Annotated in this window: 22 protein-coding genes; 19 read left to right on the forward strand and 3 right to left on the reverse strand. The window is 63.2% G+C overall.

Annotated elements, in window-relative coordinates:
• The 13 genes from Cte04_RS21175 to Cte04_RS21235 all read left to right on the forward strand — a co-directional run.
• On the forward strand, window positions 1-514 hold a 514-nt coding region (locus Cte04_RS21175), incomplete at its 5' end, for an EF-Tu C-terminal domain-related protein (RefSeq protein ID WP_083526697.1).
• Between the two features lie 25 nt (window positions 515-539).
• A complete protein-coding gene (gene rpsJ / locus Cte04_RS21180) occupies window positions 540-851 on the forward strand; it encodes a 30S ribosomal protein S10 (RefSeq protein WP_003059431.1) in 312 nt (103 codons plus the stop codon).
• A gap of 213 nt (window positions 852-1,064) precedes the next feature.
• Window positions 1,065-1,739 carry a 50S ribosomal protein L3 gene (rplC, locus tag Cte04_RS21185; protein ID WP_066483822.1) on the forward strand — a complete coding sequence of 225 codons (675 nt, stop codon included), beginning with the start codon at window positions 1,065-1,067 and terminating at the stop codon, window positions 1,737-1,739.
• The gene (rplD, locus tag Cte04_RS21190; protein ID WP_066483823.1) at window positions 1,739-2,362 is read left to right on the forward strand and encodes a 50S ribosomal protein L4; all 624 of its coding nucleotides are present in this window, start codon (window positions 1,739-1,741) and stop codon (window positions 2,360-2,362) included. Before rplC ends, rplD begins: the two co-directional genes overlap by 1 nt.
• Window positions 2,359-2,673 carry a 50S ribosomal protein L23 gene (rplW, locus tag Cte04_RS21195; protein WP_066483824.1) on the forward strand — a complete coding sequence of 105 codons (315 nt, stop codon included), beginning with the start codon at window positions 2,359-2,361 and terminating at the stop codon, window positions 2,671-2,673. Before rplD ends, rplW begins: the two co-directional genes overlap by 4 nt.
• 2 nt (window positions 2,674-2,675) lie before the next feature.
• Window positions 2,676-3,500, forward strand: a complete 825-nt coding sequence (gene rplB / locus Cte04_RS21200; protein ID WP_066483825.1) for a 50S ribosomal protein L2 — start codon at window positions 2,676-2,678, stop codon at window positions 3,498-3,500.
• A gap of 10 nt (window positions 3,501-3,510) precedes the next feature.
• A complete protein-coding gene (rpsS, locus tag Cte04_RS21205; protein ID WP_003059413.1) occupies window positions 3,511-3,786 on the forward strand; it encodes a 30S ribosomal protein S19 in 276 nt (91 codons plus the stop codon).
• A 10-nt stretch (window positions 3,787-3,796) separates the two neighbouring features.
• On the forward strand, window positions 3,797-4,129 hold the full coding sequence (rplV, locus tag Cte04_RS21210; protein WP_042418925.1) for a 50S ribosomal protein L22: 333 nt from the start codon (window positions 3,797-3,799) through the stop codon (window positions 4,127-4,129).
• A gap of 16 nt (window positions 4,130-4,145) precedes the next feature.
• The gene (rpsC, locus tag Cte04_RS21215) at window positions 4,146-5,006 is read left to right on the forward strand and encodes a 30S ribosomal protein S3 (RefSeq protein WP_066483826.1); all 861 of its coding nucleotides are present in this window, start codon (window positions 4,146-4,148) and stop codon (window positions 5,004-5,006) included.
• 2 nt (window positions 5,007-5,008) lie between these two features.
• Window positions 5,009-5,425 carry a 50S ribosomal protein L16 gene (rplP, locus tag Cte04_RS21220; RefSeq protein ID WP_066483827.1) on the forward strand — a complete coding sequence of 139 codons (417 nt, stop codon included), beginning with the start codon at window positions 5,009-5,011 and terminating at the stop codon, window positions 5,423-5,425.
• Window positions 5,426-5,437: 12 nt separating this feature from the next.
• Window positions 5,438-5,635, forward strand: a complete 198-nt coding sequence (gene rpmC / locus Cte04_RS21225; RefSeq protein WP_066483828.1) for a 50S ribosomal protein L29 — start codon at window positions 5,438-5,440, stop codon at window positions 5,633-5,635.
• Window positions 5,636-5,644: 9 nt separating this feature from the next.
• Complete coding sequence (gene rpsQ / locus Cte04_RS21230; protein ID WP_066483829.1) at window positions 5,645-5,914, forward strand: 30S ribosomal protein S17; 270 nt, start codon at window positions 5,645-5,647, stop codon at window positions 5,912-5,914.
• A gap of 112 nt (window positions 5,915-6,026) precedes the next feature.
• Window positions 6,027-6,533, forward strand: coding sequence for a peroxiredoxin (locus Cte04_RS21235; protein ID WP_066483830.1), 507 nt, complete (start codon window positions 6,027-6,029; stop codon window positions 6,531-6,533).
• 182 nt (window positions 6,534-6,715) lie between these two features.
• Here the strand turns inward: Cte04_RS21235 and Cte04_RS21240 are convergent, their stop codons facing one another.
• Together Cte04_RS21240 and Cte04_RS21245 are read right to left on the reverse strand one after the other, a co-directional pair.
• Window positions 6,716-7,207: a GNAT family N-acetyltransferase gene (locus Cte04_RS21240; RefSeq protein WP_066483831.1), complete on the reverse strand. Its 492-nt coding sequence runs from the start codon at window positions 7,205-7,207 to the stop codon at window positions 6,716-6,718.
• Between the two features lie 43 nt (window positions 7,208-7,250).
• Window positions 7,251-7,952, reverse strand: a complete 702-nt coding sequence (locus tag Cte04_RS21245; RefSeq protein WP_066483832.1) for a cytochrome b/b6 domain-containing protein — start codon at window positions 7,950-7,952, stop codon at window positions 7,251-7,253.
• A 219-nt stretch (window positions 7,953-8,171) separates the two neighbouring features.
• Between Cte04_RS21245 and Cte04_RS21250 the strand changes: the two genes are divergently transcribed.
• The gene (locus tag Cte04_RS21250; RefSeq protein WP_066483833.1) at window positions 8,172-8,618 is read left to right on the forward strand and encodes a c-type cytochrome; all 447 of its coding nucleotides are present in this window, start codon (window positions 8,172-8,174) and stop codon (window positions 8,616-8,618) included.
• 154 nt (window positions 8,619-8,772) lie between these two features.
• Here the strand turns inward: Cte04_RS21250 and Cte04_RS21255 are convergent, their stop codons facing one another.
• The gene (locus tag Cte04_RS21255) at window positions 8,773-9,285 is read right to left on the reverse strand and encodes a TlpA disulfide reductase family protein (protein WP_066483834.1); all 513 of its coding nucleotides are present in this window, start codon (window positions 9,283-9,285) and stop codon (window positions 8,773-8,775) included.
• A gap of 205 nt (window positions 9,286-9,490) precedes the next feature.
• On the opposite strand from Cte04_RS21255, the gene Cte04_RS21260 reads away from it, so the two are divergent.
• The 5 genes from Cte04_RS21260 (at window position 9,491) to Cte04_RS21280 (ending at window position 13,031) form a co-directional block, all read left to right on the forward strand.
• Window positions 9,491-10,039 carry a hypothetical protein gene (locus Cte04_RS21260; protein WP_245633469.1) on the forward strand — a complete coding sequence of 183 codons (549 nt, stop codon included), beginning with the start codon at window positions 9,491-9,493 and terminating at the stop codon, window positions 10,037-10,039.
• A 78-nt stretch (window positions 10,040-10,117) separates the two neighbouring features.
• Window positions 10,118-10,573: a PTS sugar transporter subunit IIA gene (locus tag Cte04_RS21265; RefSeq protein WP_066483836.1), complete on the forward strand. Its 456-nt coding sequence runs from the start codon at window positions 10,118-10,120 to the stop codon at window positions 10,571-10,573.
• Window positions 10,542-10,811 (forward strand): HPr family phosphocarrier protein, encoded by a 270-nt coding sequence (locus Cte04_RS21270; protein WP_066483837.1) that lies wholly within the window; start codon window positions 10,542-10,544, stop codon window positions 10,809-10,811. Before Cte04_RS21265 ends, Cte04_RS21270 begins: the two co-directional genes overlap by 32 nt.
• 177 nt (window positions 10,812-10,988) lie before the next feature.
• On the forward strand, window positions 10,989-12,731 hold the full coding sequence (gene ptsP, locus Cte04_RS21275; RefSeq protein WP_066483838.1) for a phosphoenolpyruvate--protein phosphotransferase: 1,743 nt from the start codon (window positions 10,989-10,991) through the stop codon (window positions 12,729-12,731).
• Window positions 12,732-12,836: 105 nt separating this feature from the next.
• Window positions 12,837-13,031 carry a hypothetical protein gene (locus Cte04_RS21280; protein ID WP_157082224.1) on the forward strand — a complete coding sequence of 65 codons (195 nt, stop codon included), beginning with the start codon at window positions 12,837-12,839 and terminating at the stop codon, window positions 13,029-13,031.
• Window positions 13,032-13,224 lie beyond the last annotated feature (193 nt).

A 13,224-nucleotide genomic window follows, 5' to 3' on the forward strand; every position in this document is an offset into this window, starting at 1 on the left:
CGGCACCGTGGTGACCGGCCGTATCGAGCGCGGCATCATCAAGGTCGGCGAAGAAATCGAAATCGTCGGTATCAAGGACACCCAGAAGACCACCGTCACTGGCGTGGAAATGTTCCGCAAGCTGCTGGACCAGGGCCAGGCTGGCGACAACGTCGGTCTGCTGCTGCGCGGCACCAAGCGTGAAGACGTGGAACGCGGCCAGGTGCTGTGCAAGCCCGGCTCCATCAAGCCCCACACCCACTTCACCGCCGAGGTGTACGTGCTGTCGAAGGACGAAGGCGGCCGCCACACGCCCTTCTTCAACAACTACCGTCCCCAGTTCTACTTCCGTACGACCGACGTGACCGGCTCCATCGAGCTGCCCGCCGACAAGGAAATGGTGATGCCTGGTGACAACGTGTCGATCACCGTGAAGCTGATCGCCCCCATCGCCATGGAAGAAGGTCTGCGCTTCGCTATCCGCGAAGGCGGCCGTACCGTGGGCGCCGGCGTGGTTGCCAAGATCATTGAGTAATTCTTAGGAAAGCTAGGAATTCACAATGTCTAAGCAAAAGATCCGTATCCGCCTGAAGGCTTTCGACTACAAGCTGATCGATCAGTCTGCAGCCGAGATCGTTGACACCGCCAAGCGCACCGGCGCCATCGTCAAGGGCCCCGTGCCCCTGCCGACCCGCATGAAGCGTTTCGACATCCTGCGTTCGCCGCACGTCAACAAGACCAGCCGCGACCAGTTCGAAATCCGCACGCACCAGCGTCTGATGGACATCGTCGACCCGACCGACAAGACGGTTGACGCCCTGATGAAGCTGGACCTGCCCGCAGGTGTGGACGTCGAAATCAAACTGCAATAAGAAGTTCGACAGCCTTTCCGGGCTTGCCCGGAAAGGCTTTTGAAGGTCTTTGTTTAACGCGAACTTGCTTGAAAAAGCAGTTCGCGTTAAAATTTGGGGCTTCGCCTTTGATGCGAAGTTTTATTAACCTTCTTTCGTGCGCGAGCTTGCAGCAAGCAAAGCGCAACGCTGGGCCAATTGCAGTTTCAGCGGCGGAAGTTTTGGAGCAAACAAATGAGTCTGAGCAACTCCCTGGGGTTGCTGGGTCGCAAGGTGGGCATGATGCGTCTGTTCACTGATGATGGGGACGCAGTGCCTGTCACAGTGGTGGATGTTTCCAACAACCGCGTGACTCAGGTCAAAACCCAAGAGAACGATGGCTACGTGGCCCTGCAGGTCACATTCGGTTCGCGCAAGGCATCTCGCGTGACCAAGCCTCAAGCTGGCCACCTCGCCAAGGCGGGCGTCGAAGCCGGTGAAGTGACCCGTGAATTCCATGTGACCGAAGAAACCGCTGGCAAGTATGCCGCTGGTGCCGTCCTGCCCGTGGCAGAACTGTTCAGCGTCGGCCAGAAGGTGGACGTGCAAGGCACCTCCATCGGTAAGGGTTACGCCGGCACGATCAAGCGTCACAACTTCGGTTCGCAGCGCGCATCGCACGGTAACAGCCGTTCGCACAATGTCCCCGGCTCGATCGGTATGGCACAGGACCCCGGTCGTGTGTTCCCCGGCAAGCGCATGACCGGCCACATGGGCGACGAGACCGTCACTACACAAAACCTCGATGTGGTTCGTATCGACGAAGCACGTCAACTGCTCTTGATCAAGGGCGCTGTTCCTGGCTCCAAGGGTGGCTTTGTGACAGTGCGTCCCGCCATCAAGGCTAAAGCTTCTAAAGGAGCGAACTAATGCAGCTCGAACTCCTGAATGAACAAGGCCAGGCCGCATCGAAGTTCGATGCACCCGAGACCGTGTTCGGCCGTGAATTCAACGAAGACCTGGTCCACCAGCTGGTGATCGCCTACCGTGCCAACGCACGCCAGGGCACCCGCGCCCAGAAGGACCGTGAGCAAGTGCGTCACACCACTGCCAAGCCCTTCAAGCAGAAGGGTACCGGCCGTGCACGTGCTGGTATGTCCTCCTCGCCCCTGTGGCGTGGCGGCGGTCGCATCTTCCCGAACCTGCCGGAAGAAAACTTCTCGCAGAAGATCAACAAGAAGATGTACCGCGCCGGTATGGCTTCCATCCTGTCCCAGCTGGCCCGCGAAGGCCGCCTGGCCGTGGTGGAATCGCTGAAGCTGGATACACCCAAGACCAAGGTGCTGGCCGACAAGTTCAAGGCCATGAACCTGGAGTCCTCGGTCATGGTGATCGCCGAAGAGATCGACGAGAACCTGTACCTGGCATCCCGCAATCTGAAGAACGTGTTCGTGGTTGAGCCGCGCTACGCCGACCCCGTGTCGCTGGTGCACTACAAGAAAGTGCTCGTGACCAAGGGTGCGATCGACAAACTCAAGGAGATGTTCGCATGAGCACGCTCAAGTTTGACGAAGGTCGTCTGATGCAAGTGTTGGTCGCTCCCATCGTGTCCGAAAAGGCCACTCTGGTTGCCGAAAAGTCCAACGCTGTGACGTTTAAGGTGCTGCAGAACGCTACCAAGCCCGAAATCAAGGCCGCCGTGGAACTGATGTTCAAGGTGGAAGTGGCTGGCGTTTCCGTGGTGAACACCAAGGGCAAGACCAAGCGCTTCGGCAAGACCGTGGGCCGCCGCGACAACGTGCGCAAGGCTTACGTGATGCTCAAGCCCGGTCAAGAGCTGAACCTGTCTGGGGAGGCTGCTTAATCATGGCTGTTATCAAGCTCAAACCGACGACCCCCGGCCAACGCGGCACGGTGAAGGTCACGCGTGACCACCTGCACAAGGGTGCTGGCTATGCTCCTCTGCTGGAATCCCAGCACCAGAAGGCCGGCCGCAACAACAACGGTCACATCACGACGCGCCACAAGGGCGGTGGTCACAAGCACCACTACCGTGTGGTGGACTTCAAGCGCAACAAGGACGGCATCCCCGCCAAGGTCGAGCGCATCGAGTACGACCCCAACCGTACGGCCCACATCGCTCTGGTGTGCTATGCCGACGGCGAGCGTCGCTACATCATTGCTCCTCGCAACCTGGAAGTGGGCGCCACCATCGTCAGCGGCTCCGAAGCTCCCATCCGCGTGGGCAACACCCTGCCTATCCGCAACATTCCCGTGGGTTCGACCATCCACTGCATCGAACTGAAGATCGGTGCCGGTGCCCAGATCGCCCGCTCGGCCGGTACGTCCGCCACGCTGCTGGCCCGTGAAGGCATCTACGCCCAGGTGCGTATGCGTTCGGGCGAAGTGCGCAAGGTGCACATCGAGTGCCGCGCCACCATCGGTGAAGTTGCCAACGAAGAGCACAGCCTGCGCCAACTGGGCAAGGCCGGTGTGAAGCGTTGGATGGGTATCCGCCCGACCGTTCGCGGCGTGGTGATGAACCCGATCGACCACCCGCACGGTGGTGGTGAAGGTCGTACCGGTGAAGGCCGTCACGCAGTTGACCCATGGGGCAATCTGACGAAGGGCTACCGTACCCGTAACAACAAGCGCACACAAGGCATGATTGTGTCGCGTCGCAAGAAGTAAGGGGTAGCAAATGACTCGTTCTCTTAAAAAGGGTCCGTTTGTTGACCATCACTTGCTGGCCAAGGTCGAAAAGGCCATCGCCACCAAGGACAAGAAGCCAGTGAAGACCTGGTCGCGTCGCTCCATGGTTCTGCCCGAGTTCATCGGTCTGACCATCGCCGTGCACAACGGCAAGCAACACGTGCCGGTTTATGTGACTGACCAGATGGTCGGCCACAAGCTGGGTGAATTCGCGCTGACTCGTACCTTCAAGGGTCACCCTGCGGACAAGAAAGCCAAGAAGTAAGGAATAGAACATGTCTGAAACACGTGCTGTTCTCCGTGGCGTCCGCCTGTCTGTTGACAAGGGTCGCCTGGTCGCGGATCTGATCCGCGGCAAGAAGGTGGATCAAGCCCTGAACATTCTGACCTTCACGCAGAAGAAAGCTGCCGTGATCGTGAAGAAGGTTCTGGAATCCGCTATCGCCAACGCTGAGCACAACGACGGCGCCGATATCGACGAACTGAAGGTCAAGACCATCTACGTCGAGCAAGGCACCACGCTCAAGCGTTTCACTGCTCGCGCCAAGGGCCGTGGCAACCGCATCAGCAAGCCTACCTGCCACATCTACGTGACAGTGGGTAACTGAGGCCTAAAGGAAGAATATGGGACAGAAAATCCATCCTACCGGCTTCCGTCTGGCGGTGAGCCGCAACTGGGCGAGCCGCTGGTACGCTAGCAACCGCGACTTCGCCGGCATGCTGGCCGAAGACATCAAGGTGCGCGAGTACCTGAAGGCCAAGCTGAAGAACGCCGCCGTGTCGCGCGTTCTGATCGAGCGTCCTGCCAAGAATGCCCGCATCACCATCTTCTCGGCTCGTCCGGGCGTGGTGATCGGCAAGAAGGGCGAAGACATCGAGAACCTGAAGAAGGAACTCTCGACTCGCCTGGGCGTGCCCGTGGCCGTGAACATCGAAGAAGTGCGCAAGCCCGAAATCGATGCCAAGCTGATCGCCGACTCCATCTGCCAGCAGCTGGAAAAGCGCATCATGTTCCGCCGCGCCATGAAGCGTGCCATGCAGAACGCCATGCGTCTGGGTGCCCAGGGCATCAAGATCATGTCGTCCGGCCGTCTGAACGGTATCGAAATCGCTCGTACCGAGTGGTACCGTGAAGGCCGCGTGCCGCTGCACACCCTGCGTGCCGACATCGACTATGGCTTCTCCGAAGCCAAGACGACCTATGGCGTGATCGGCGTGAAGGTCTGGGTCTACAAGGGTGACACCCTGGGCCGCAACGACCTGCCCGCCGTGGAAACGCCTCGTCCCGAAGACGAGCGTCGTCCTCGTGGTCCCCGTCGCGACGGCCGTCGTGACGGCGCCGGCCGCGGTGGTCGCCGCCCCGCTGGTACCAATGCCGCTCCTGCCGATGGCAGCGACAAGCCCGTAGGCGCTGGTGCTGATTCCGTTAAGCGCGTTCGCAAGACTGACGCGCCCGCTACAGCAGCGGACGGTAAAGGAGAATAAACATGCTGCAACCTGCACGCCGCAAGTTCCGTAAGGAACAAAAAGGCCGCAACACCGGCATCGCAACCCGTGGCAACTCCGTTGCCTTCGGCGATTTCGGTTTGAAGTCCACCGACCGCGGCCGTCTGACGGCCCGCCAGATCGAAGCTGCACGTCGTGCAATTTCCCGTCACGTCAAGCGTGGCGGCCGCATCTGGATCCGCGTGTTCCCGGACAAGCCCATCTCTACCAAGCCCGCAGAAGTGCGTATGGGTAACGGTAAGGGCAACCCCGAGTACTACGTGGCCGAAATCCAGCCCGGCAAGATGCTCTACGAAATCGTGGGCGTTCCCGAAGAGCTGGCTCGTGAAGCGTTCCGCCTGGCCGCTGCAAAGCTGCCTCTGCGTACGACCTTCGTGTCCCGTCAAATTGGTGCCTAAGGAGAGATCAACATGACGAAAGCTGCTGAACTCCGCCAAAAAGACGTGGCCGCGCTGGAAGCTGAAGTGAAGTCCTTGCAAAAGGCCCACTTCGGTCTGCGCATGCAAAAGGCTACGCAACAACTGGGCAACACCGCGACCCTCAAGGCCACGCGCCGCGACATCGCTCGTGCCAAGACCATCCTTGCTGAAAAGCAAGCCGCCAAGTAAGGAGCCGACATGACGGAAGCTAAAACATCCCTCAAGCGCACCTTGATTGGCAAGGTGGTCAGCGACAAGCGTGCCAAGACCGTGACCGTTCTGGTTGAGCGTCGCGTCAAGCACCCCATCTACGACAAGATCATGATCAAGTCGAGCAAGTACCACGCTCACGACGAGCAAGGTGAGTACAAGCTGGGCGACGTGATCGAAATCACCGAGAGCCGTCCGCTCTCCAAGACCAAGAACTGGGTTGCGACCCGCTTGGTGCAAAAGGCTGCTCTGGTGTAAGCCTAACCCGGCACACCGGCGCAAGGCCCTTGAAAACGACCCACAATGTGGGTCGTTTTTTCATTTGGGCCGCCATGTCGGCAGCCCCTGTTAGCAACCAAAGGAGATAGCGATGATCAAAGTTGGAGACGCCCTGCCCGCAGTCACATTGGCCGAGTACGTGGAAGTGGAAGGCAACGGCTGCAGCATCGGCCCGAACCCCGTCAAGCTGCCCGAGGCGCTGGCCGGCAAGACCATTGCGCTGTTCGCAGTGCCTGGCGCTTTCACGCCCACCTGCTCGGAAAAGCACCTGCCCGGCTACGTGGCCAAGGCCGACGAGCTCAAGGCTGCCGGCGTGGACGAGATCTGGTGCCTGTCCGTGAACGACGCCTTCGTGATGGGCGCCTGGGGCCGCGACCAGAAGGTGGGCGGCAAGGTGCGCATGATCGCCGACGGCGATGCCGCATTCGCCAAGGCCACCGGCCTGACGCTGGACCTCAACGGCAAGGGCCTGGGTCTGCGCGCCAACCGCTTCTCCATGCTGGTCAAGGACGGCAAGGTCGCCACGCTGAACGTGGAAGGCCCGGGCAAGTTCGAAGTCAGCGATGCCGACACCATGCTGGCCCAGGCCAAGGCGTAACTGATACCCCTGAGTCGCTGCGCGCCTTCCCCCTGAAGGGGACGACGCCTTCGGCTAGGCGCCCCCGCCGCGAGGCGGCTCTTGCTCGGCGTCCCTCTGCTCTGGAGTGCGCCGGCCTTATGGGGAGTGCTCGATATGAAAAGGCATTGCCAATTCGGCAATGCCTTTTTTGCATTCAGAGCTCAGAACAGGTCCGCCTTGAGGTAGTGCGCGCCCGGGACCGGGTTGTGGTAGTAGGGCTCGATGGATTCGAAGCCCAGCTCCACATACAGCGCGCGGGCCGATTCCATGTCGTCCAGCGTGTCCAGCAGCACATGGTCGTAGCCGCCCTGGCGGGCCACGTCCAGCATGGCTTCGGCCAGCTGGCGGCCCAGGCCGAAGCCGCGGAAGGGCTTGCGCACGTACAGGCGCTTCATCTCGGCGGCATTGGGATAGTCGCAGTCGTCGAGCGGCCGCAGTGCGCAGCAGCCGGCGATCGCACCGTCGACGCTGGCCAGCAGGATCTGGCCTCGAGGAGGGGCATAGTCGCCGGGCAGTCCGGCGATCTCGGTTTCGAAACCTTGGAATTCCAGGTCGACGTTCAGACTGGCCGCGTACTCCTGGAAGATCTGGCGCACGGCGTCCATTTCTTCGGGGGTGGAGGGCGTCAGCAAGTCCACGGCAGGCTTGTCCACGGGCGTTGCGCAATGATGAAGAAGCATCGAGTGTAGCGCTGCTTCAGAAACCGCCACCGGCTCCCAGGCTGTTGACCCACCAGGCAATGCCGGAGGACAGCACGGCCAGCGCGGCGGCCAGCGCCCGGGTGGCTGCCGTGTCGCGCGCGGCGGGAACGGGTGAGGGCAGCTGCTTGTCGCCCGTGACCATGGCCCTGGCCAGGCCCTTGCGCCGCAGGCTGTAGCCGAGGATGGCCAGCAGGTGCAGGCCGACCAGGGCATAGATCAGGTACTGGCCCCAATGGGCGTGGTAGTTCGTGGCCGCGGCCACCGTGTCGCCGGATGCAAAGCGCGTCAGCGGCCCGCTGAAGGCGATCTCGTCGTCGCTGAGCAGCCCTGTCGCGACCTGGGCGACCAGCGCCAGCAGCATGGCAAAGACCGACAGCGCCCCCAGCGGGCTGTGGCCGGCCCCTTCCTCCACGCTGCCCTGGCCGCGCAGATGGCGCAGCAGCGCGGAAGGGGTATGCACAAAATGCGCGAAGCGCGACCAGCGCCCGCCCACCACCCCCCACAGCAGGCGGAAGATGATCAGGGCCAGCACCACCTGGCCCAGGACCAGATGCCAGTTCATGGCATTGCCGCCGAGCTTGGCCGTGATCACCAGGGCCACGATGGCGCAGGCCAGCAGCCAGTGGAACAGGCGGGTGGGCAGATCCCAGATGCGGACCTGGTGCGAGCGTGGCGTGAGAGGGGCGGGCTGTGTCATGGGCGGGAATTTTTCAAACCGGGCTTGCGCCGGTCAACCTGGGCAAGTCCTCAAAAAAATAGCGCAACAGTGTCCCGATTGTGCCGCGTGCGCCTGCCGCCGCCGTGGCAAAGCGCAGCAGCGCACCCGACAAATGCCTGCCGGCGCAGGCGCGGCCTCTGCCATACTGCGCGGGCAACCGCTTGCGGTCTGTCATTGTTCAAAAGAAAGGAAGTCCCGATGAAAGCTCTCTCCACCCTGGCCCTGGCCGCCGTGGTCGCCACCGCGACCCTGCCTGCCTCGGCTCAGTTCGCCAAGCCCGAAGATGCGATCAAGTACCGCCAGAGCGCGCTGAGCGTGCTGGGCACGCATTTCGGCCGCCTGGGCGCCATGGCCAACGGCAAGCTGGCTTTCGATGCCAAGGCCGCGCAGGAGAGCGCCGAGATCGTGGCCTTCATGTCCAAGCTGCCCTGGGCCGGCTTCGCGGCCGGTACCGAAGGCGGCAAGGCCAAGCCCGAGGTCTGGAAGGAGCAGGCCAAGTTCCACGACCTGTCGGACAAGATGCAGGCCGAAGTGGTCAAGCTCAATGCCGCGGCCAAGACGGGCAATCTCGACAGCCTCAAGGCCGCCTTCGGCCCGGCGGCCAACAGCTGCAAGAGCTGCCACGACAGCTTCCGCAACCGCTGATCGGCGATCGCCCACAAAAAAACCGGCTGCACGCCGGTTTTTTGTTGTTGCTTTCAATTCTGTAGCCGCCTGCGCTTGATAAGCCGATTCATCAAGCTGTATTGGGCTTGAAAAGCAGGAGGGCCATGCGCTGGCAGCTATGCTTTTGAAACCGTCAGACCGTGGCGGGCTCGGCCAGCAGCTTCTCGATCAGCTTGTGCAATTCGGCAAAGTCGGGCGCACCCACGTAGCTCTTCACGATTTCGCCGCGCTTGTTGACGATGAAGGTGGAGGGTGTGAGCTGCACGTCGCCCCAGGCCTTGGCCACCTGGCCCGTGTTGTCCAGCGCGACCTTGAACGGCAGCTTGCGCGACTCGACGAAGTTCACCACATAGCTGGGCGGATCGTAGCTCATGGCCACGGCCAGGGTGTCGAAGCCCCGGTCCTTGTACTTCTGGTAGGTGTTGATGACCTCGGGCATTTCGCCCACGCAGGTGGTGCAGCTGGTGGCCCAGAAATTCACCAGCGTGACCTTGCCCTTGAAGTCGGTCGTGGTCTGCTGGCTGCCGTCGAGCAGCACGAAGGTGGACTGCGGCGCCGCCGATTGCCCGGCGCCCGAATACACCCATGCGCCGACGCCCAAGACGGCGGCAGCCAGAACGCCTGCGATCCAATGTTTGCTTGCCATAGCGATGAATTGTGCCTAAATGGTCAGCACAGTGCTGACCAGGGAAATGGGACCTCGCGCCAGGCAAAAAGTTCCTTGCCTGGCACCGGCTTAGCCGCGGCAGCAAACCAGACACAGGGTGAACCCTAGGGCGGCGCGGGCGCGGCCTGCCATGTGCGCTAAGGATAATGCCTGCATGAAGATGCCGGGACGAATGTGGGGACTCATGGGCGCCGCCATAGTGGCCTTGGCGGCCTGCAGCCCCACGCTGAATTGGCGCACGGTGCAGGTGCAGGGTGCGCCGCTGCAGGCCCTGCTGCCCTGCGATGCCCAGACCGCGACACGCCCCGTGGAACTGGGGCTGGGCACGGTGCAGATGACCATGCAGGGCTGCGATGCCGACTACGCCACCTATGCGATCTCGCACTTCCTGGTGCGGCAGCCCGAGCGCGCGGCCGAAACCCTGTCGTACTGGCAGGCAGCCGTGCTGGGTCAGCTCAATCCCGCGCCGCAGGGCGAGCCCGCGCAAAGCGCCCGGCCCCTGCATGCCGCAGGCGACGGCACCTTCCGGCCTGCGGGCGCGCTGAACCTGCCGCAATCCCTGCGCACCACCTTCGAAGGCGTGGGGCCCCAGGGCTGGAAGCTCACCGGCCATGCCGTGTGGTTTGCGAGCCTGGAGCCCGAGGGCGTGCGCGTCTACCACGCAGTCATCTATGCCGACAAGCCGCGCCCCCAGGCTGCGGACACCTTTTTTGCGGGGCTGAAGCTGCAATAGGTTTTTCCCTCTCCCACCCCGGGGCCTGGTCGGCTCTTGCCGCCGGCGCGCCATAATTTGCCATAGAACTGTGACTTCATGACCACGCGCATTCTTCTGCTCACCCACGCCCCGCTGGCGCATGCGCTGCGCGAATGCGCATTGCATGTGTTTGCCGACAGCGCCGACGATGTGCTGGCCCTGGACGTGCCCGCGCACGAGGCGCCGGAAGCCACGCTGTCCCGGGCGCGGGAGCTGCTGCATGCGCATGGCGGCCTGGACCTGCCCACGCTGGTGCTCACCGACCTGTTCGGTGCCACACCCTGCAACGTGGCGCTGCGCCTGGTGGCCCCGCTGCCCGCGCGGCTGGTGGCGGGCGTCAACCTGCCCATGCTGCTGCGCTCCATAGGCTATCGCCACGAAGCGCTGGATGCGCTGGTGGCGCGCGCCATGGTGGGCGGCAGCCAGGGGGTCATGCAAGTGGGCAACAGCACTCCACAAAACCAAAGCGCACGACCTTCCCATGATCAAGACCAACATCACCATCAGCAATAAACTGGGCCTGCACGCCCGCGCCTCCGCCAAGCTCACCAAGCTGGCCGGCAGCTTCCCCTGCGACGTATGGATGACCAAGGGCGAGCGCCGCATCAATGCCAAGAGCATCATGGGCGTGATGATGCTGGCTGCGGGCGTGGGCTCCGAAGTGGTGCTGGAAACCGACGGCGAGCAGGAGCAGCAGGCCATGGACGCCCTGGTGGCGCTGATCAACGACAAGTTCGGCGAGGGCCAGTAAGCGCGGCCGCCCGGCCGGTACGGGCAGTGCGCCCGCAGGGCCTGCGGCCCGGCAACAGACAACGCGGCAAACACAAGTACGCTTCATGCGGGGCAGGCACAGGCAGGGCACCTTTCACCGGAGGCCATGGCGGTGCATCCTGGCCGGCATGGGCTCCAACAACAAAAGGCAGTCGCTATGACATTTGCAATCCACGGCCTGGCCGTTTCCCGGGGTATTGCGATTGGGCGTGCGGTGGTCGTGGCCTCCAGTCGCATGGAGGTGGTGCACTACTTCATCCGCCCCGAGCAGATCGAATCCGAGATCGAGCGCGCGCGCTCGGCGCGCAACGCGGTCATCGACGAGTTGCGCCGCCTGCAGGAAGACATGCCCAAGGATGCGCCGGGCGAGCTCGACGCCCTGCTCGACGTGCACCTGATGCTGCTGCAGGACGAGGCGCTGGCCGAGGCCATACGCCACTGGATCTCCGACCGTCTCTACAACGCCGAGTGGGCGCTGACCACGCAGCTGGAAATCGTCTCGCGCCAGTTCGACGAGATGGACGACGAGTACCTGCGCGAGCGCAAGGCCGACCTGGAGCAGGTGGTCGAGCGCATCCTGTGGCACATGAAAGGCGCGGCCAGCCCCGTTGCCGCGCCCGTGGCCGCCAGGGCCGGCACGGGTGCGGACGGCGCGGCGGACACGCCGCTGGTGCTGGTGGCGCAGGACCTGTCGCCGGCCGACATGCTGCAGTTCAAGAGCAAGGTGTTCGCGGGCTTCGTCACCGCCGTGGGCGGCAAGACCAGCCACACGGCCATCGTCGCGCGCAGCATGGACATTCCGGCCGTGGTGGGGGCGCGCGCGGCCAGCCAGCTGATCCGCCAGGACGACTGGATCATCATCGACGGCAACGAAGGCGTGGTCATCGTCGATCCCACGCCCATGATCCTGGCCGAATACGGCTTCCGGCAGCGCCAGAGCGAACTCGAGCGCGAGCGGCTCTCGCGCCTGCGCTACACGCCTTCGATCACGCTGGACGGCCAGAAGGTCGAGCTGCTGGCCAATATCGAGCAGCCCGGCGACGGCCCGGCAGCCGTGCGGGCCGGCGCCGTGGGCGTGGGGCTGTTCCGCACCGAATTCCTGTTCATGGGGCGCAGCGGCAACCTGCCCGGCGAGGAGGAACAGTACCGCGCCTACCGCGAGGCCATCGACGGCATGCAGGGCATGCCCGTCACCATCCGCACGCTGGATGTGGGCGCCGACAAGCCGCTGGACAAGGCGCAGCCCAAGGACTACTACCTCAATCCTGCGCTGGGCCTGCGGGCCATCCGCTGGAGCCTTGCCGACACGGCCATGTTCCGCACCCAGCTGCGCGCCATTTTGCGCGCGGCGGCGCACGGGCAGATCCACCTGCTGTTTCCCATGCTGGCGCACCGCAGCGAGATCGAGCAGACCCTGGCCCAACTGCACCAGGCGCAAGGCGAGCTCGATGCGCGTGGCGTGGCCTACGGCAAGGTCAAGATCGGCGCCATGATCGAGATACCGGCGGCGGCGCTGACGGTGCGTACCTTCCTGCGGTATTTCGACTTCCTGTCCATCGGCACGAACGACCTGATCCAGTACACGCTGGCCATCGACCGCGCCGACGAGGCCGTGGCCCATCTGTACGATCCGTTGCATCCGGCCGTGCTGCGCCTGATTGCCGAGGTCATCGCGGCGGCCGATGCGGCGGGCAAGAGCGTCAGCGTCTGCGGCGAAATGGCCGGCGATGCCGGCATGACCCGGCTTCTGCTGGGCCTGGGGCTGCGCAGCTTTTCCATGCATCCGGCGCAGATCCTCGCGATCAAGCAGGAAATCCTGCGCGCCGATACCGGCAAGCTCAGGCCCTGGGCGCAGGCCGTCGTCAACAGCGACAGCCCGGGCGAGCTGCTGGCGCCCTGACCGCCGGCCGGCGTGGCCCCGGCGGGCCCGCAGCAGGGCGTAAGCCTTGAGCCGGAGTTCCTGTGCCGATGCTGTCTTGCAGGCCGGGTGCAATGCCGCAACGCCATGACCGTTGCTGCGGCAGATCGGCCGCAGCTGTATGCATGCTCCGCCGCGACGACTTGCATGGAGCCGCTTCAACCAGGCCTGGCTGGTGGCAATGCTTCCGATGCCGCGCTGCATGCCGGAGGCAACGCCCGGGAAACCGTCCGCAAACAGCCTTTTACAGATTTCTTTGGCATCGAATCGAGAATTAATTGATATTGATTCTCATTTGGTGTTAAGATCCGTTCCAGCTTGCAGCGCAACAGAACTCTGGTGGGGTCCACGCGCTGCACGGCTCAGTTTCATCGTGGGGCGACTCGTCAGGCCGGTTCAGCCTGCAGTCGTTTTTGCCAGCCAGCGGTTTGCCGGTTAGCCAGGCTTTTTTTGCGACGGAACAGGAGCAGCATGC

This window comes from Comamonas terrae, from assembly GCF_001544075.1.
Lineage (GTDB): Bacteria > Pseudomonadota > Gammaproteobacteria > Burkholderiales > Burkholderiaceae_C > Comamonas > Comamonas terrae.